Raw genomic sequence first — 16,985 nt, forward strand, 5'->3', positions numbered from 1 at the left:
CGGGGGTGACTGGGACTCGATGTTAAGTCAAGGGTAACATTCTTTAATTGTCTATTTTTTTGTCGGCGCTGGCCCTACAAACTGTTCCGACTATAGTCGGGGTTTGCCTGGACAATATGGTTCTATAATCCCGGTCTCTCCATTGTAAACCTTTCAAAAAATCTATGGCCGATGGCAGGCTTTTCCATTGACGGAGAGCATTAAAGACGTTGACTAAACTTAGTGGGGAATGGCGTTTTTTGTTCCCCGACCAAAAGCCCACGATATACTGCCTAGAGAGAACACTTCCTGTCACCGCCATGACTACCGCCCTTGAATATGCCTACTTTCCCGGTTGCGTTGCCCAGGGGGCCTGTGGAGAACTACACCTGGCCACCACTGCCCTGAGTAAAGCTTTGGGGATTAAATTATTGGAGCTAAAAAAAGCTTCCTGTTGTGGCTCTGGCACCTTCAAAGAAGATTCCCAACTGTTAGAAGATAGTGTTAATGCCCGCAATATCGCCTTGGCAGAACAGTTAAATTTGCCTCTATTAACCCACTGCAGTACCTGTCAGGGGGTAATTGCCCATGTGGACGAAAGGCTAAAAAAGGCCCAACAGGATGATCCAGCCTATGTGGAGCAAGTCAACGGTTATTTAAAAAAAGAAGGCTGTGCTCCCTATCGAGGCTCCAGTCGGGTGACCCATTTACTCTGGGCCTTAGTGCAGGATTTTGGGTTAGAATCCCTAGCTCAGCGGGTTAAGCAAAATTTAACCGGTCTCAACTGTGCTTCTTTCTATGGCTGTTACCTGCTCCGGGCCCAGGAAAATTTACCGGAAGCTAATCCTTTTGATCCCCAATCCCTGGAAAAAGTCTTTACTACCCTAGGGGCTAACCCCATTTACTACGAAGGTCGCACCCAATGCTGTGGTTGGCCCATCTCCAGCTATGCTACACCCCAATCTTTTCAACTGGCTGGCCGGCATTTACAAACGGCGATCGCCGCCGGGGCTGATTGTTTAGTTACGCCCTGTCCCCTATGCCACCTACAACTAGATTCCCGTCAACCGGAAATTGGCAAGGTATTGGGGCAACCATTAAATTTGCCAGTGCTACATCTGCCCCAATTGGTAGGTTTAGCCCTAGGCATTAACCCCAAGGAGTTAGGACTTGACCGTCATGTGGTTACCACTGCACCGGTGCTAGCCAAGCTTGGTCTCGCCTAATTCATCTGGCAATGTGCTGGGAGCCAATGGTGCGTAACTTAGTTTTACCGCAACTTTATTGCAACCGACTAGCCATGGTGATGAGCCCCTGCTGACCGATAAGAATTTCCCGCAAAAAGGTACAGATGAAGACCCAGAGGATAGGAGCTAGGTCAACGCCGCCGATGGGGGGCACTAGCTTACGCAGGGGAATTAACAATGGTTCGGTGGGTAGGGCGATGAGTTTCCAGGGCCATTTAGTCAGCTCCACCTGGGGATACCAAGTGAGAATAATCCGAAAAATAAATAACACCGTCATCAGTGCCAGCAGAATTCCTAAGCCCTGGCCGGCGATCGCCGCATAATTCATATGTGTTTTGTGCCCCGACTGGGCTGAAATTTTGGCAAAAAGGTCTGATCTGATTGTAGGCAAATTGGCGGTCAATCTTCAAACGGGCAACTATGCAGGCCAGAATTCAGCGCTGATTACGCCCTGTCCATGGGTCAATGTTTCTATGGTTTTCCCATGGCTTCGTGGATGATCGCCGCTAACCACAGTTCGATATTCCTAGAGTCCCACTAGGGGGAGTAAATATTTAAACGCCATGGAAGCTACCCCCCGCACAATGGCATCCAACTGGGGATTTCCCGCTCCCTGGCGCCGGGCCTCCTGCATATTGGCCAAGTCTTCTAAAAATTGCTCTGACGTTTTAACCCCCACCTCATCCTGGTTTTCTTCAAACAATAACTGGGCGTATTCCACATTTTGTTTGGCGGAAGCTTCATTGCCAATTTTCAGCAGAGTCAAACCCCGCCCTAAATACCCCGGCGCAAATTCCGGGTCCAGGGCCAATGCTTGGTCATAGTGGTTGAGGGCAGATTGATAATTTCCCTTACTAGTTTCCAACAGGCCCCAGCCATAGAACAGTTGGGGAGTCCCGGCTGTATTCGGAACAGCTTTGGCCCCCTGCATATAGGCAGTTTCCAAATTGGTATTGATAAACGTCGCCCGGTCAAAATAGGCTTCCCGAAAATCTGTACCGTCGGTGATCGCCCCGTTTAAATTTGCCCCCGATAGATTAGCCCCGTTCAAGGAAGCAGAAGTTAAATTGGCACCGGAAAGATTCGCTCCCGTCAAATCCGCCCCCGACAGGTTGGCCCCTGACAAATCCGCCCCCGTCAAATCCGCCCGGGTGAGGTTAACCATCACCAAGCCTGCCCCCCGCAAATCACAAAGAGGACATTTTTTAGTAGATAGCAGTTGGGTCAAATCTTCAAAGTTGGCCCCATGGGCGGTGCCAGCAAAGGTGGTTAGGCCCAGGGCCACAAGAAAGGGACGAATTTTCATGGGTTAACGCCGAGGGAACTCCACTTAAAATTGCTCTCTATTCTAGCCAAATATCTGGATAGTCCCCACCCCCATGGCCACAACTCAGTTATGGAGTGGCAAGCCAGGGGGCAAAATGGCTAGATCTGTTTAACTACTTCCAGTTCCGAGAGCCGAAAAGTGACTAATTTGTCCCAGTTGCCATTTTCAAATAGGACTGCCGCCTTACCGTCACTGACCCGTTGGACTAAGCCTTCAAAGCGATAGTAAGTATCATCAACATTGGTGACTCGCACCGTTGCACCGGGAAAAATCATAATGGCTACCTGATTTTGGATTGGACAATTCTAGCAAAGGAGCAGGTTTTCTTTCGCTCCTAAACCTAGAGTTAACCATAGAAATATGTGGGGGGAAGTACTATGGGCTAATCTTTGGTTGGGGGCTGGGACGGGTCTTGGGATTTATTTATCTTTGACTCAACCCGGGTAGTTCAAATGGATCAGATGGAATGGCATGAATATCGATTAATTGTTAATCGGGCTTATTTGCCACCGTCCTTCTGCCTGGACTTCCAGACATTGCCGGTGAAAATTTCGCAGGGTAGGCCGATGCCCCACGCTGATGAAGGTAGTACCCAAATCCGTCAGAGCATGGTAGAGTTCCGCCTCGTTATTCACATCCAGAGCGCTGGTGGCTTCATCGAGGATGGCGTAACGGGGTTGGTTGATGAAAACTCGAGCTAGAGCAATACGTTGTTGTTCCCCCAGGGAAAGGACGCTGGACCAATTTTCCAGGCTATCTAAACCCCCAAAACGCTCGGCTAAGTCCGGTAGATTAACCTTGTTTAAAGTTTCCAAGAGAAAATCGTCGTCCGCTATGGATTGGGCACTGGGGTAAATCAATTGTTCCCGCAGGGTGCCCAAAATCATGTAGGGCCGTTGGGGTAAAAATAATAAGTCCGCCAGTTCAGGTCGTTCAATGGTGCCTTGGCCGCTATCCCATAAACCGGCGATCGCCCGGAGGAGAGAGCTTTTGCCACTGCCGCTTGGGCCCATGATCAACAGATGGTTACCGGGAGCCACGGCCAGGGATAAATCCCGTACCAAAATCCGTGAGGAATTGGGGGGAGAAAGGCTGACATTTTCCAGGGTAACGGTGGCACCAATACGGGTTGTGATAACGTTGTGGTCAAAACCAGTACTTTCCAGCCGTTCCAATTCGTTGCTGGGGCCATTTAAAGATTCGTAAAATTCTCCTAAACGGTTAATGCTGGCGGCAAATTCAGTAATATTTTGAATCTGGTTGGTTACTAGAGATAGGGCAGAAAGGACCATGCCAAAGGCCAAACTAGCTTGGGCGATCGCCCCGAAGTCCAGGTCTCCCGCTAGGTAAAGGGGGGCAATGATAATATAGGGAATTAGCCTGGTGAAATAGTTATAGCCTAGCTGAAATAAGCTGATTAAAGCTTGCCAAATAATTAGCAAGTTAAAGTTTCTAATCGCCCCTAGCAAACGATCCGTAACCTGTTTACGCTCTAGCCCTTCTCCCCGATAAAAGGCAATGGATTCGGCGTTATCTCTTACCCGCACCAAGCCGTAACGGAAATTAGCTTCCAACCGCAGTTGTTCATAGTTAATGCGGATTAGCCTAGTGCCAATGGCGATCGCCACCACTGTCCCGAAGACCGCATAACCAATCAACCCCCACATAAGGGTTTGGGAAATGGTGTAGAGGATGGCGGTAAAGGAAATTAAGGTGAGGATGGAGTCAAGGATATCCAATAAAAAATCCAGAGTAACCCCGGTAAAGGATTGGATATCCTGGGTTATCCTTTGGTCGGGATTATCAATTAAGGTATAGGCAGAATTGGAGTCGAGATGATAGTAGGAACGCCCTTTAAAGTAGCGGCCAAGAAAGTGTTCCGTCAGCCATTGCCGCCAGAGTACCCCCAGCTTTTGCCGTAGATAACGATAAGCCACAATGATGGGAATAGCCACCACAATGACAATGCCATAAATCCAGAGAAATTGCCAAAATACTTCTGCATCTTTGCCGTTTAAAGCTGTATCAATGAAGCGAAAAACAAAGCTTAAAATAACGTTTAAGCCGTTGACAATAAATAGTAGAGATAACAATACGCCCAACAGCAACCACTGGAGCCACCGTTGTTGTAATTTTTGGCGCTGGCTGATGAAAACAGCCCCGGCCATGGCCAAGGCCACTAAACCGATCCAAGGAGCCGGGGAATTGATCAGACCTTGTACCCCATCTACCAAACCCTTACCGGATTTAGCAAAAAAGTCAGGGAAAATTGCTGTGGCCCAGAGGGTCAACCCCATGGATAAAAATAGGGTCAAGGCCACCACCACCACCATGAGGGCCAGGATGAGACCGAGAAAAACCCGAGTTTGCTTTTGCCCCACCGGATAAAAATAGGGCTGGGCAGTTTCAACAAAGCGGTGCCACAGTTGGCGATCAAACTGAAAACGCTTGGCTTGGGCTTGGGTCATGGAAATTTGGTCAATAGCAAAAAAATTTGATGCCGATGGATAATTTTTTTGGGTACAAGGAATTAACTATGGTAAATACGGAGATCGGGGCCAATGCCCATCTTACAGTTCCCCACTGGGCTCTTCCCAACAGTTTGCGATCAATTACCAGCGAGGTTATGACCGGAAAAGGGTTTAATTTGGCTTTAGCTCCAGTGCCAACGGAGCACTAGGAAGAGGATTGTTGTTTGTTACCAGCCCCGGCACCATCACCACTGGTACTGGAAGGGGTTGCAGCACTGGCAGGCTCAATGGCTATGCCGTCCCGCAATTCCAAAATCCGGGACACCGCCACCCGCTCGCCGGCTTTGACTCCAGAAAGAACTTGGTAGGATTGTCCCTGGATACCCCCCAGCACCACTGGGGTTTGTCGAGCCACTAATTCAGTACTGCTCGTGCCATCTTTGCCTTCGCCCTGGCTGCTTTTAGGTTGGGCCACAAAAATGAACTGCTGGGCACCGATGGAAGTAACCGCCGTAGTGGGAATCAAAAAGCCCGGTTGGCGGTCCCAAATAATTCTCACCCGGACGTACTGGTTATTCCGCAGGCTGCCATCATTTTTGAAAATAACCTTGGCCAAAATGGACTGATCGTTGCGGTTGGCAGTGGGGGAAATAAAGCTGATGCGTCCCACTTCCCCAGCTTGGCCATCACTGCGAACAACTTCCACGGGCAAACCAAGGCGCAGATCGTTATAGCGTTCCACTGGCACGTTAATGTCCAGTTCAAATTCGTTGTTGTTGGTAATGGTGGTAAAGCTTTGCCCCGTGCGGACAAAATCACCAATTTGCAACGGTAAGTTACCCACCACCCCACTGACGGGGGCTAAAACCCGGTTATAAATTAATTCCTGGGATGTGGCGCCCAATTGGCCTTGAGCTTGCTCGATCGCCCCTTTTTGGGCATTGATGGTGGCCCGGGAAGCACTGACCCTCTGCACGGCGGCTTGGTAATTATCCTTAGCCTGCTGCACGGCAGACCGGGAAGCAGACACACTGGACTGGTTAGCTTGAACGGTAGCTTTGGCCGCCTGGACTGTTTTTTGGGCCGCTTCGGTGTTGGCCCTGGCATCTTCCAATTCAGTGGTGCGATTGTCCAAATCCTGTTGGGGTTGCACCCCCGTTTCCACTAAAAATTGGGCTCTTTTGAAGTTAATTTGGGCCAAGTTAAGATTGGCCTGGGCCCGTTTTAGATCCGCTTCCCTAGTTTTCAGCACTTCCTGGGAATTGGCCAGATCGGCGATCGCCCGGGCGAGGTTGGCTTCTTGGGTAGTAACAAAAGACTGGGCCGCATCCCTTTCCGATTCGGAGGTGCGGAGATTGGCTTCGCTGACCTGAAAATTAGACCGCTGAATGTTGAGATTACCCACAGCGGCATTGACATTTTCCTGTTGCTGGGTCGGTTCCAACAGTAAAATTGGGTCGCCTTCATTCACCTGCTGACCCCATTGGGCGTAAATTCGCAAAATACGTCCATCAATTTTCGGGGCCAGCTCGACAAAGTTGGTAGCCACTAGGTTGCCGACAAACTCGTTGCTGTCCACCACAGAGCTGGGTTCCAGGGTCTGTAACTGCACCGGAATTGCTCTGGGGGCATTGGCCCCTGGCTTGTCCCCTCCACAGGCGGTGTTGAGCAGGGCAAGGGCCACCATTGAGCCGATCACAGGGAATTGGGAGCGTTTTCTAACCATGGGAGTGTAAAAGCCGAAAAACGACGCAACGGAAATAGTTAATTGACTCAGGTGAACAAGATGGCCGAGAAAAGCCAGCAAGGAAGGTAATCTAAGGTTATTGTATCCACCAGTTCAGGGATTGATGGGCGCACAATTCTTAATATTTTTGACCATTGTTGCTGGTTTCCAGGCTGATTGACTGTGGATTTTTGTGGCCAGTTCCAGAACAGGTGGAGTAGTTCAAGGGATAGTGGTCGGTTAACTGGGGAGGACTATGGGGACATTTACCTATGAAAGGCAAGTTTACCTGGCGGACACGGACGGAGCTGGGGTGGTTTATTTCAACCAATTTTTGCAAATGTGCCATGAAGCCTATGAAAGTTGGCTATCATCAGAACATTTATCCCTACAAAATATCATTAGTGCCGGGAATTTTGCCTTACCCTTAGTCCATGCCAGCATTGATTTTTTCGCCCCTGCCCACTGTGGCGATCGCCTGTTGGTGAACTTGACCATTACCCAGGCTAGTGCCCATCGTTTTTGCTGTGATTATGAGATTAGCCAAGCCGAGTCTGCCCAACTGCTAGCCCGGGCCCAAACCCACCATGTCTGCATTGCCCTACCGGAAAGGAAAAAAGCGCCCTTACCCCAACCCTGGCAAACGGCGATTTGTGATTTGTATCACCCGTGAGGGGTGATTGTCGTCATTGTCAAACTAAATCAAAACATTAAACTTGGACTGGTGAGATTTAGCCTGGCGATCGCCTGGGCTTTGGGTGATATCTGTGAAAATTTCTTCCCAACCGTTGCGACCCTCCCCCTACAAGGCCTACCGAGACCCTGATACGGGACAATGGCGCATCGCTAAACAAAATCGGGAGGAGCAGAATAATAATTCCCCCAATGCCACGGATCAAGACCAGGACAATGTCTGAGAGACCGGAGAGACGGTTAAGGTTTTTGACCCAAGTTTTTCTCAGTTCCCCCCCTTCTCCTATGGAAAAGCAGGGGGTTTTTACGACATTCGATAACCCAATATTATTCAGCGGCGATCACCTGGGTGAGACGGGTTGTAGCCCAGCCTTTCTGCTGTAGTAACAACCAGGATTGCAGTAGATCTGGCCCCTGTACTGTGCCCATCAGCCCAGCCCGGAGGGATTTCATCACCACGCCTTTTTTCAGACCCAATTCCTTGGTCAAACGATTAATTTCCCCTTTGGCTTCATCCAGAGTTAACTCGGGTGTGTTTTGACTAAAGGTTAACGCCGCTTCTAAAACCGCTTTAGCTCCCTCCACAGCCAATTGCTTTTGTCCATCTTCCTTGAGTTCCAGGCGATCGCCAAAGAGTAACTGACTTTCTGTGGCTGCATCGGTGAGCCTAGTCAAACTGGGGCCGATTAAACTAGCTAAACTTTCTAACCAAGCTTGGTCTTTTTCTAGATCAACTTGATAACCCCCAGCCTGTAAATGGGGAATCAATAGGGGCACTAATTCCGCCGCTGGTAAAGCGTGGAGATATTGACTATTGATCCAATCTAATTTTTGCCAATCGAACTTAGCCCCAGCTTTGTTAACCCGCTCCAAACTAAATTGCTCTGCCGCTTCCGCCAAAGTAAAAATTTCCTGGGTTGAATCCGGGGGAGTCCAGCCCAGCAAGCACATATAGTTGGCGATCGCCTGGGGCAGGAAACCCATGGCCCGGAAATCATCAATGGAAGTTACTCCGTCCCGCTTAGATAATTTTTTGCCCTCCTGGTTCAAAATTAACGGCGTATGGGCAAAGGTGGGGACTGCACTTCCCAAAGCTTCGTAGAGCAAAATTTGCTTAGCGGTATTGGCAATGTGGTCTTCCCCCCGGATCACATGGGTAATGGCCATGTCGATGTCGTCCACCACCACCGCCAGATTATACAACGGCTGGCCAAAAGCTTCATCGGGATTATCCGATGCCCGGGCAATGACCATATCACCACCCAAATCACTGCCCTGCCACACCACCTGGCCCCGGATTTGATCCTGCCAAACAATCTGGCGATCATCGTCAATGCGAAAACGGATTACTGGTTGACGACCTTCAGCCCGCAAAGCCTGCTCCTGGTCTGGGGTCAAATTACGGTGGCGATTATCGTAACGGGGAGCTTGGTTCTTAGCCTTTTGGGCTTCCCGCATTTGTTCCAATTCTTCACTGGTGCAGTAGCAACGGTAAGCCAACCCCTGGTCCAGCAACTGTTGAATTGCTTTGCGGTAATGCTCCAGCCGTTGGGTTTGGAAAAAAGGCCCTTCGTCCCAATTCAAGCCCAACCATTGCAAACCGGACTGAATATTTTCCGTATATTCCGCCTTGGAGCGTTCCAAATCCGTATCCTCCACCCGCAGAATGAAAGTGCCTCCGGTGTGACGAGCAAACAACCAATTAAAAACGGCGGTGCGGGCAGTCCCAATATGGAGATTACCAGTGGGGCTAGGGGCAATGCGGACACGGACAGTCACAGGTTTTCCTCGTTGCAATGGTTAACAATTTTCCGGGCGGTTATCCATCCTAACCCAAAGCTTTGCCTCCATTAATACCTCACGACATTTACCATTACCCGATCGCCTCCGGTGGTGGGGTTACGATGGGAGAAAGGAATTGCTTCGCCACCACCCATGAATAAGCTTCATGAATAACCTTACTGATCAGCTTGACACGTCCGTTCAAGATCCCTTCCTGAGTTTGTTGCAGACTCTACAAAAGGCTGATTTTTATCCCCATCCTGTCCAAGAACCGATTCAATGTTTGCAAACCCATTGTTCCGTGGTGTTTTTAACGGGAAAGTATGCCTACAAGCTAAAAAAGCCAGTTAATTTAGGTTTTTTGGACTACTCCACGGCGGAAAAGCGTCAGCATTTTTTACAAGAAGAATTACGTTTAAATTCCCCCGTAGCACCGGACATTTACCTGGAAGTGTTAACAGTTCAGTTAAAAGATAACCAATGGCAATGGCAGAAAGAAGAAGATTCTACCGATAATTCCCAGCCCAAGGATTATCTTTTAAAAATGGCTCAATTTCCCCAGGATTGCTTGCTTTTATCCATGTTTGAGCAGGGCAAGTTATCCAGCCAAGACATCGTTGACTTAGCAAAGAAGGTGGCGGAGTTTCACCGAGGAACAACAACGAACGAAGAAATTAAAAGCTTTGGCGATCCAGATGTAATTTGGCAATCGGTGTCGGATAACTTTTTGGCCACAGAAAAATATCTAGGCATTGCCCAAAGCCCCGAGCAATATCAAGCAATTCGCCAATTTAGTGAAAAATTTTACCAAACCCAAGGTTATATTTTTCGAGAAAGACAGGCCATGGACAAAATCCGTGAATGTCATGGAGATTTGCACCTGAGGAATTTGTGTTACTGGCGCAAAAAAATTCAATTATTTGACCGCATTGAGTTTAACAAGCCCTTTCGTTTTGTGGACGTAATGTATGACATTGCCTTTACGATGATGGACCTCCAGGCTAAAGGCAGAACTGATTGGGCTTATTTATTTTTAAATACTTATTTGGAACAAACAGGGGATTGGCATGGTTTACAAGTGTTGCCCTTTTATCTTTGTCGCCAGGCCTATGTGCGGGCTAAAGTAACTTCTTTTCTACTAGATGATGTCAATTTAACTAAAATAGAAAAGGATCAGGCTTTAGTAACAGCTAAAGATTATTACCGGTTAGCTTGGCAATATAGCCAACAGGGGCAACAACAAAAGAAAGAAATAGTTTTAATGGCCGGGCTATCAGGGTCGGGAAAAAGTACCGTTGCCAAACAAATTGCTCAACTTTTACCAGCTATTCATATTCGTTCCGATGCAGTGCGCAAACATTTAGGCGGAGTACCTTTAAATAAACGGGGGAAAGCTAATTTATATAGTCAAGCTATGACGGAAAAAGTCTACCATTCATTACAGGATTTAGCCTCCTTGGCGGTCAAAGCCGGTTTTGATGTCATTCTCGACGCCAAATTTGACCGGGAGCAATGGCGATCGCCTATGGTTGAATTAGCATTACGGGAGCAGCTTTCTGTAACCATCATCCATTGCGATGCCCCCATAGAAGTTTTAACAAAACGCTTGCAGTCTCGCCGGGGTGATGTTTCCGATGCCAATGAGACATTGTTGCTCCTCCAAACCCTGGATTGGGAAGATTTCACCGAGTCCGAAGACCCCTTGGTGTTTTACCTCGATACCTCTGTTGTGGAAGAAGACCATTTACCCGAGGAACTTTTACGGATATTTCTCCCTTCCTCTGATTGATGTTTAGGTCAGCTTGGGCTAGGGTTATGGAGCAATCAAGCTATATTGTGCGTTAGGAGTTGGCTAATTATGTCGGTGGTGTTGACGGTCGGCGATCGCCAAGTGAGGGAAGACGAGTTGTATCCCCTGATGGTGGAATATCAACTATTGCCCCATTTAGCCAGGGAAATTCTCCTCGACCAGGCCATCGCCCATATCCAACTGACCCCAGAAGAGCAACAGCAGAATTTGGCGCTTTTTTATCAACAGACTCAGATTACTAACGAAGAACAAAGACAGGCTTGGTTAAAGCAATCTGGCATGACCCTGGAACAGTTGGAAACGTCCATTCTCCGCACCGCTCGCCTGGAAAAGTTTAAACACCAAACCTGGGATGACCAACTGGAGGGCTATTTCCTCAATAGCAAAGATAAATTAGACCAGGTTATCTACTCCCTGATCCGCAGTCGAGATTCCGGTATTGTTCAAGAACTATATTTTAGGATTCAGGAAGGAGAAGGAGATTTTAGTGCCCTAGCTCGGCAATATTCCGAGGGGCCAGAAGCCCAAAATGGTGGTTTGATTGGTCCTGTTGAACTAAATGTACCCCATCCCCAAATAGTCCAACTGCTAAAAAGCACCCCTGCCGGGAAACTCTGTCTGCCGATCGCCGTTGGGGAGTGGTGGATTTTGCTCCGACTGGAAAAATATATTTCTAGTCAACTGGATGACAATATCCGGCAACGACTGCGCAATGATCTGTTTCAAACCTGGTTAAGCCAACAAATCCAAACCAAAATTCAGTTTGCCCTTCCATCCATCCCCAAAGCATCCCAGATAGATCCTGATTTGGTCACAGCCCAGGAGTGAACTATCCTTATTAATCATTGTCCTAGACAGTCCCCTACCAAGGTAATGCTTGCTTAGCGGTGGCTAACCTATGCAAAAATGGAAACTCTATGCCCACGGCGCCATTTTTTGGTTTCCGGGCCCCTAGACCTTGTCAATAAACTAAGCCAACCCTAGAGAAAAGCCCTATGAATGTCGGCGATCGTGTTCGAGTCACCTCCTCCGTTGTGGTTTACCACCATCCAGAACATAAAAAAACAGCCTTTAATTTACAAGGTATGGAAGGGGAAGTGGCCGCCGTATTGACCGAATGGCAGGGCAGACCCATCAGCGCTAATTTGCCGGTTTTAGTCAAGTTTGAACAGCGTTTTAAGGCCCATTTCCGTCCGGATGAAGTTACCCTGATTGAAGATTAGTCGTCCTGTCTTCAATGTAGCGCCGTTGCTTTCTCGATTACCTGCTTAATCAAGTTGACTAAAATATTGATTGAGCTAGATTTAACTCCTTTCAGTAACACTGGAAATTTCTCCCCAGCTTCGCCCATGGCTAGATCAAACAAGGACGATAATCCATCCCCAGAATCAGGTCGAGAACAGCCCTGGTGGAATCGTCCCGTGTTGGGGAAAGGGGGTCTAATTGAAGGTATTATCCACAGCAAACAAGAGGTACCGGAAGAAGCTTTAATTGAGCGGAAAAAACATGCCAATGACCTCTATATTTTTGCTAAAACCGCCGAGGCGATCGATAGTCCCCAGTTTTTAGATCAAGAATTCATCACCTATATCAAAATCCAATATATGTTGGACAATGATCTGGGGGAATATGCGGGACTCAAACAAAGTTACCGGTACTTGGAGCTAGCCATCGACGTCAAAGATTTGCTCTTGTTTATTAACCAAACCGAACTGAGATATCGGGGCTATAAACAACAGGAATTTTATGACCAAGTACCTGAAATTCTCAAGGAATCAGAGGACGCTGAAACCTTTAAACAAAGACTAGAACGCACCGTCGTTGAAGCCATTGCCCAAACAAAAACAGCGGAGGGTAAAGAAGCTCTCGACCATTATGCTGACAATCTCAAGCAAATCTCGGACAATCCCCTGGGGCTCAATTTATTGAGGAGATTTCACTCTTTTGAGCAGTCAGATTATTCTGTTTTAGCTAGTATTTCTGACTTGATTCGCAATATTGAAATTCGCAACGTTAATGATCTAGCTATCCTGACCCATTTGGTCAATAAAAACATTAATCTTTTTGATAAAATTAGCCAAATTGTTCAGATGCCACCAGAAAAAAATAATAGTCGTTCCTTCGCTTTAATAGTGCAATTTATTGCTCTTAACCATCAACATCGCAACACAGTTCTAAAGTTTGAAGAGTTAATCAAAGTATTGCGCCAATGGTTGAGGTACTATAGTTTGATTTTTAATATTCAACAATCCTATCCTGAAACGGATTATAAACAACCACCAGAGTTCACAGAACCAATCCCTGGGGAGAAAGTCTATCGTAAATATTTAAATGCTCTAACGGATAAGAATCAGCAGATTTACTATTATGACCTGGGGCAAAATGCGCCCCTATAGAGTTTGAGAAATTTTATCTTCTTTGTTCGTAATCAACGAATAAATTTTGAAGGTTTCTAGGTGACTTTCCCAAACCATCTATCCAGCGGGCTACAATTAAATTTTTTCCATTGCGAGTGATTAGAAAGCTGGTTAGCCTCACCCTAGGCGGACAATTCTCGATAAATTAAACGATGAGCTTGGGTTAATTAGCTATTATAGATACAATTCTATTTATTAGCCCAGCCATTGCCGATGGCGTCAATATTTGTCTGGCTTTGAGTGTCACTATGGGTTCTAATTTCCCCAATAGGAAAAGTTTGCAAACGGCCGGGGATGGATTTGAGCAATCCATAGCTAGGTTGATTGCGAGCATGATTCCGGTGCGGGAAATTTATTATTGGCGCTTGGGTGCTAGCCCAGAAACAGCGGAAATTATCGAAATTATCCCTACCCTCTCCATGGCCTTCCAGACTGAGCACTCTCCATGGCCTATGGCTGAAAAATGTCTCAAATTTATTGGCGATCGCCAAAGAGATTTGCAACGGGGCAAGAGCTTATTAACTGATTTAAAACAACACTGGCAAGAGATTACGTCGGCTAGTTTTGATTCCGGTGCAGTGCAGGCAAATACCAATGACGATTTACCCTATTTTTTCTTACCTGTTTTTCAGCAGAATCAATATGTGGGTGGTATTTGTTTAGTTTGGCCCCACAGCCAATGGCGTCTTGAGCAATATTTGTTTCTGCAGGAAGTGGGGAACGTATTTGCCTACCAATACCATGGTGAGTCTGAAACCATCTCCCCCCAGAAAATTTTTAATGAAGGTGATCGCCATACCCCCATGACAATTAACCTGAGCCATATTCACCACGAATTTAGGACTCCCCTCACAGCGATTATTGGTTTTGCCAGAATGCTCAGGGATGAACTTTATGGCAAATTAAATCCTAAGCAGCACCAATACGTGCAAGGTACCTTAAATTCGGCTGAACATTTACTCTCCCTGGTGAATGATTTTCTTGATCTGTCAAAAATTGATGCCCGTTGCGAAGAATTATTTTATGAACAGGTAGCAGTGGAAGACCTCTGTCTTGCGGTAATTTCCATGGTGCAAACTAAAGCAAAGGAAAAACAATTAGCCCTAAATTTAACCATTGATGATGGAGTTGACTTTTGCTATGTTGACCAAAGGCGGTGGAAACAAATCTTAATTAACCTCCTTTCTAATGGAGTCAAATTTACTCCTAAGGGGAGTGTAACTCTGGCAGTAAAAGCCACCGATAAAGCATTAATTTTTTCTGTGACTGACACTGGCATTGGCATCGATCCAGAAGACCAGAGAGATTTGTTTCAACCTTTTAAGCAAATTTCCCATCCCCCTAGCTTTGCAGAAAAAGGTACGGGGCTAGGGTTAGCCCTCTCCCGTCGCTTGGCCCAACTCCATGGCGGCGATATTCAATTAACTTCAACTCCTGGGGTTGGTAGCTGTTTTTCAGCTATTCTACCTTTAAAAACATCGGTCAAAAATTATCAAACTTGACCATGGAGTGATTGAAAATTGGCAGTTTTATCGATAAAATTCTCTTGTTAAAATCACCGCAATTTCTTGAATTAGGATAAAAACAACCATGGGCGAATCAAAGCGTCGTAAACAATCCCTTGGCGATCGCTATGGCCAGGATCAACGGGTTGTGGAGTGGCTGCCTTTAACAAAAAAACAAGCCGAGGATTTCTATAAATGGACCACCAAAGGAGCTTGGATTGGCATCGGTGTTATGGCAGGCCTGTGGGTTACAGTCAGATTTATTGGCCCCACTTTTGGCTGGTGGACCGTCCAATAAACCGGCGATCGCCGAGTCCTAAGGTCAGGAAAAGCAGTTAAGATGGGGAGGATGCCATTCTTTGCTGCCCTATGGTTACCCTTAATGAAACTGAATTGTTGGTGGTTCGGGGAGTTCAGTTCCGGGACCTGGAGGATTTAGATAAACTGACCGACCAACAGGGCGTAACTTCAGGCCGTTCTTTGGCAGGGGGGTTGCCCCAGAATCTTTTTTGGTACGGCCTGCTCCGGGCCTTGGGCTGTTTTCCCAATCCATTGCAACATCTTTTCCATTGCTTTGTGGCGGAACAGAAACCCCAGGGTACCATCGGTGGCTTTGTGCAGGTGGCCCCATTCAATACCAGTCGATCCACCTGGAAAATTGAGCAACTATCGGTGCAGGCCCAGGCCATTCAGCCGGAGTTGGTCACAGATCCCAAAGGTATGGGTTCCCAACTATTGCGCCACTGTTTTCAAAATGTGTGGGAAGCCCGGACTTGGGTGTTGGATGTGGACGTCAATGATAAAAATATCCTGGCCCTTTACCGGCAGAATGGTTTTCAGCCCCTAGCCCAAATTACCCATTGGTCTTTGTCGGCGGAACTGTTGACCAGTCTGGCCCAGAACGATCCCGATTTACCCAATTTGTTACCCGTCAGCAACGCCGATGCAGCCCTGCTCTGTCAGCTTGATTGTGTTTCCATGCCTCCTTTGATGCGGCAAGTGTTTGATCGCCATGTGGCGGATTTCAAGCGGCGCTTTTTGAGTTCCTTATTAAACCGCTGGCAAAATTGGTACACTCACCAAGAGGAAGTTAGTGGCTACGTGTTTGAACCTCAGCGTAAGGCGGCGATCGCCTACTTCAAACTCACTTTGTCCACCGACGGCCAACAGGCCCACCAGGCAGAGTTAACCGTACATCCTGCCTACACTTGGTTGTACCCTAAATTGCTGGTGAAAATGGCTCAACTAGTGCAAGAGCTTCCCCCCCAGGCCCTAATGTTAGAGTCAGCAGACTACCAACATGAACGGGAAGAATATTTGGAACAGTTGGGAGCCCAACGCCAGCAACATCGTTTGTTGATGTCCCGCTCCGTCTGGCACAAACTCAAAGAAACTAAGCCAGAGAGGTTACAACTTTCCGAAGTATTACAGGGATTACAACCATTGCCCCGCACCCCCATTCCCAGTCGTATTTCCCTGCTGAATTTGCCGTTAAAGTCCCAAAATGATCGCCCAGATAATCAAGATAAACAAGCCAATTTGGGGCACGAAGATCTACCGGAAAACGGTCATCATATCTAAGCTCAAGGGTCTGTTTGTAATGTTCCATTTTGGGCAACTAATTCCCCCATATCGGGAGTTTTTTGCCTAATTTGTTCCTTGACAAAATGAGGTCAGGAAGACTAAATTCTAACCATTTAACCGATTAAAAAACTCTTAAGAAGAAATCTTCCCTTGCTCCGGATTGGGTACAGGATCATAACCCCCCGGATGTAGAGGATGGCATCGTAAAATCCTTTTCAGAGCTAGATAACTGCCCCGCCAAACTCCGTGGATCTCCACCGCATCCAAGGCGTACTGGGAGCAGGTGGGCTGGAAACGACAACTAGGAGGAAATAACGGTGAAATCAAAATTCGATAGAGTTTGATCAGAGTTAAAAGCAACTTTTTCATCATGAATTAGCAACCATATAATCACAGAATAGCAACTTTTTAATTGGGACTTCAATTAATCTTTAAATTTTCGTT

Annotated in this window: 17 protein-coding genes; 10 read left to right on the forward strand and 7 right to left on the reverse strand. The window is 47.2% G+C overall.

What is annotated here, in order from left to right:
- Window positions 1-299: 299 nt before the first annotated feature.
- Window positions 300-1,205, forward strand: a complete 906-nt coding sequence (locus BWK47_RS12815) for a CoB--CoM heterodisulfide reductase iron-sulfur subunit B family protein (protein WP_162328933.1) — start codon at window positions 300-302, stop codon at window positions 1,203-1,205.
- A gap of 55 nt (window positions 1,206-1,260) precedes the next feature.
- Here BWK47_RS12815 and BWK47_RS12820 read toward each other — a convergent pair whose 3' ends face one another.
- The 5 genes from BWK47_RS12820 to BWK47_RS12840 form a co-directional block, all read right to left on the reverse strand.
- Window positions 1,261-1,554, reverse strand: coding sequence for a YggT family protein (locus tag BWK47_RS12820; RefSeq protein WP_162329697.1), 294 nt, complete (start codon window positions 1,552-1,554; stop codon window positions 1,261-1,263).
- 198 nt (window positions 1,555-1,752) lie between these two features.
- The gene (locus BWK47_RS12825) at window positions 1,753-2,532 is read right to left on the reverse strand and encodes a pentapeptide repeat-containing protein (RefSeq protein ID WP_162328934.1); all 780 of its coding nucleotides are present in this window, start codon (window positions 2,530-2,532) and stop codon (window positions 1,753-1,755) included.
- Window positions 2,533-2,651: 119 nt separating this feature from the next.
- Window positions 2,652-2,828 carry an NAD(P)H dehydrogenase subunit NdhS gene (locus BWK47_RS12830; protein WP_162328935.1) on the reverse strand — a complete coding sequence of 59 codons (177 nt, stop codon included), beginning with the start codon at window positions 2,826-2,828 and terminating at the stop codon, window positions 2,652-2,654.
- Between the two features lie 207 nt (window positions 2,829-3,035).
- Window positions 3,036-5,021 (reverse strand): ABC transporter ATP-binding protein/permease, encoded by a 1,986-nt coding sequence (locus BWK47_RS12835; protein ID WP_162328936.1) that lies wholly within the window; start codon window positions 5,019-5,021, stop codon window positions 3,036-3,038.
- Window positions 5,022-5,229: 208 nt separating this feature from the next.
- On the reverse strand, window positions 5,230-6,831 hold the full coding sequence (locus BWK47_RS12840; protein WP_237269638.1) for an efflux RND transporter periplasmic adaptor subunit: 1,602 nt from the start codon (window positions 6,829-6,831) through the stop codon (window positions 5,230-5,232).
- A 175-nt stretch (window positions 6,832-7,006) separates the two neighbouring features.
- Between BWK47_RS12840 and BWK47_RS12845 the strand changes: the two genes are divergently transcribed.
- Both BWK47_RS12845 and BWK47_RS12850 read left to right on the forward strand, forming a co-directional pair.
- Window positions 7,007-7,423: a 1,4-dihydroxy-2-naphthoyl-CoA hydrolase gene (locus tag BWK47_RS12845; RefSeq protein WP_162328937.1), complete on the forward strand. Its 417-nt coding sequence runs from the start codon at window positions 7,007-7,009 to the stop codon at window positions 7,421-7,423.
- Between the two features lie 94 nt (window positions 7,424-7,517).
- Entirely contained in the window at window positions 7,518-7,667 is a 150-nt protein-coding gene (locus tag BWK47_RS12850; RefSeq protein ID WP_162327076.1) for a hypothetical protein, read from the forward strand.
- 103 nt (window positions 7,668-7,770) lie between these two features.
- On the opposite strand, the gene gltX is transcribed toward BWK47_RS12850, so the two are convergent.
- Window positions 7,771-9,222, reverse strand: coding sequence for a glutamate--tRNA ligase (gene gltX / locus BWK47_RS12855; RefSeq protein WP_162328938.1), 1,452 nt, complete (start codon window positions 9,220-9,222; stop codon window positions 7,771-7,773).
- 169 nt (window positions 9,223-9,391) lie between these two features.
- On the opposite strand from gltX, the gene BWK47_RS12860 reads away from it, so the two are divergent.
- The 7 genes from BWK47_RS12860 (at window position 9,392) to BWK47_RS12890 (ending at window position 16,538) form a co-directional block, all read left to right on the forward strand.
- The gene (locus tag BWK47_RS12860) at window positions 9,392-11,014 is read left to right on the forward strand and encodes a bifunctional aminoglycoside phosphotransferase/ATP-binding protein (protein ID WP_162328939.1); all 1,623 of its coding nucleotides are present in this window, start codon (window positions 9,392-9,394) and stop codon (window positions 11,012-11,014) included.
- 69 nt (window positions 11,015-11,083) lie between these two features.
- Entirely contained in the window at window positions 11,084-11,863 is a 780-nt protein-coding gene (locus BWK47_RS12865; protein WP_162328940.1) for a peptidylprolyl isomerase, read from the forward strand.
- A 167-nt stretch (window positions 11,864-12,030) separates the two neighbouring features.
- Window positions 12,031-12,258, forward strand: coding sequence for a ferredoxin-thioredoxin reductase variable chain (locus tag BWK47_RS12870; protein WP_162328941.1), 228 nt, complete (start codon window positions 12,031-12,033; stop codon window positions 12,256-12,258).
- Window positions 12,259-12,384: 126 nt separating this feature from the next.
- A complete protein-coding gene (locus BWK47_RS12875) occupies window positions 12,385-13,431 on the forward strand; it encodes a hypothetical protein (RefSeq protein WP_162328942.1) in 1,047 nt (348 codons plus the stop codon).
- A gap of 269 nt (window positions 13,432-13,700) precedes the next feature.
- Window positions 13,701-14,954: a sensor histidine kinase gene (locus BWK47_RS12880; RefSeq protein WP_162328943.1), complete on the forward strand. Its 1,254-nt coding sequence runs from the start codon at window positions 13,701-13,703 to the stop codon at window positions 14,952-14,954.
- 88 nt (window positions 14,955-15,042) lie between these two features.
- Window positions 15,043-15,255, forward strand: a complete 213-nt coding sequence (locus BWK47_RS12885) for a DUF2839 domain-containing protein (protein WP_010873662.1) — start codon at window positions 15,043-15,045, stop codon at window positions 15,253-15,255.
- Between the two features lie 71 nt (window positions 15,256-15,326).
- Window positions 15,327-16,538 carry a GNAT family N-acetyltransferase gene (locus tag BWK47_RS12890; protein ID WP_162328944.1) on the forward strand — a complete coding sequence of 404 codons (1,212 nt, stop codon included), beginning with the start codon at window positions 15,327-15,329 and terminating at the stop codon, window positions 16,536-16,538.
- A 135-nt stretch (window positions 16,539-16,673) separates the two neighbouring features.
- Here BWK47_RS12890 and yidD read toward each other — a convergent pair whose 3' ends face one another.
- Window positions 16,674-16,913, reverse strand: coding sequence for a membrane protein insertion efficiency factor YidD (yidD, locus tag BWK47_RS12895; RefSeq protein WP_162328945.1), 240 nt, complete (start codon window positions 16,911-16,913; stop codon window positions 16,674-16,676).
- Between the last annotated feature and the right edge of the window lie 72 nt (window positions 16,914-16,985).

Source organism: Synechocystis sp. CACIAM 05, assembly GCF_010222815.1.
GTDB lineage: Bacteria > Cyanobacteriota > Cyanobacteriia > Cyanobacteriales > Microcystaceae > Synechocystis.

Bases quoted from the DNA above. Each gene is read 5' to 3' on its own strand.
- BWK47_RS12875 (WP_162328942.1), top strand. From the start codon at position 12,385: ATGGCTAGATCAAACAAGGACGATAATCCATCCCCAGAATCAGGTCGA.
- BWK47_RS12830 (WP_162328935.1), bottom strand. From the start codon at position 2,828: ATGATTTTTCCCGGTGCAACGGTGCGAGTCACCAATGTTGATGATACT.
- BWK47_RS12860 (WP_162328939.1), top strand. From the start codon at position 9,392: ATGAATAACCTTACTGATCAGCTTGACACGTCCGTTCAAGATCCCTTC.
- BWK47_RS12815 (WP_162328933.1), top strand. From the start codon at position 300: ATGACTACCGCCCTTGAATATGCCTACTTTCCCGGTTGCGTTGCCCAG.
- BWK47_RS12845 (WP_162328937.1), top strand. From the start codon at position 7,007: ATGGGGACATTTACCTATGAAAGGCAAGTTTACCTGGCGGACACGGAC.
- yidD (WP_162328945.1), bottom strand. From the start codon at position 16,913: ATGATGAAAAAGTTGCTTTTAACTCTGATCAAACTCTATCGAATTTTG.
- BWK47_RS12825 (WP_162328934.1), bottom strand. From the start codon at position 2,532: ATGAAAATTCGTCCCTTTCTTGTGGCCCTGGGCCTAACCACCTTTGCT.
- BWK47_RS12890 (WP_162328944.1), top strand. From the start codon at position 15,327: ATGGTTACCCTTAATGAAACTGAATTGTTGGTGGTTCGGGGAGTTCAG.
- BWK47_RS12870 (WP_162328941.1), top strand. From the start codon at position 12,031: ATGAATGTCGGCGATCGTGTTCGAGTCACCTCCTCCGTTGTGGTTTAC.
- BWK47_RS12835 (WP_162328936.1), bottom strand. From the start codon at position 5,021: ATGACCCAAGCCCAAGCCAAGCGTTTTCAGTTTGATCGCCAACTGTGG.
- BWK47_RS12820 (WP_162329697.1), bottom strand. From the start codon at position 1,554: ATGAATTATGCGGCGATCGCCGGCCAGGGCTTAGGAATTCTGCTGGCA.
- BWK47_RS12885 (WP_010873662.1), top strand. From the start codon at position 15,043: ATGGGCGAATCAAAGCGTCGTAAACAATCCCTTGGCGATCGCTATGGC.
- BWK47_RS12880 (WP_162328943.1), top strand. From the start codon at position 13,701: ATGGGTTCTAATTTCCCCAATAGGAAAAGTTTGCAAACGGCCGGGGAT.
- BWK47_RS12865 (WP_162328940.1), top strand. From the start codon at position 11,084: ATGTCGGTGGTGTTGACGGTCGGCGATCGCCAAGTGAGGGAAGACGAG.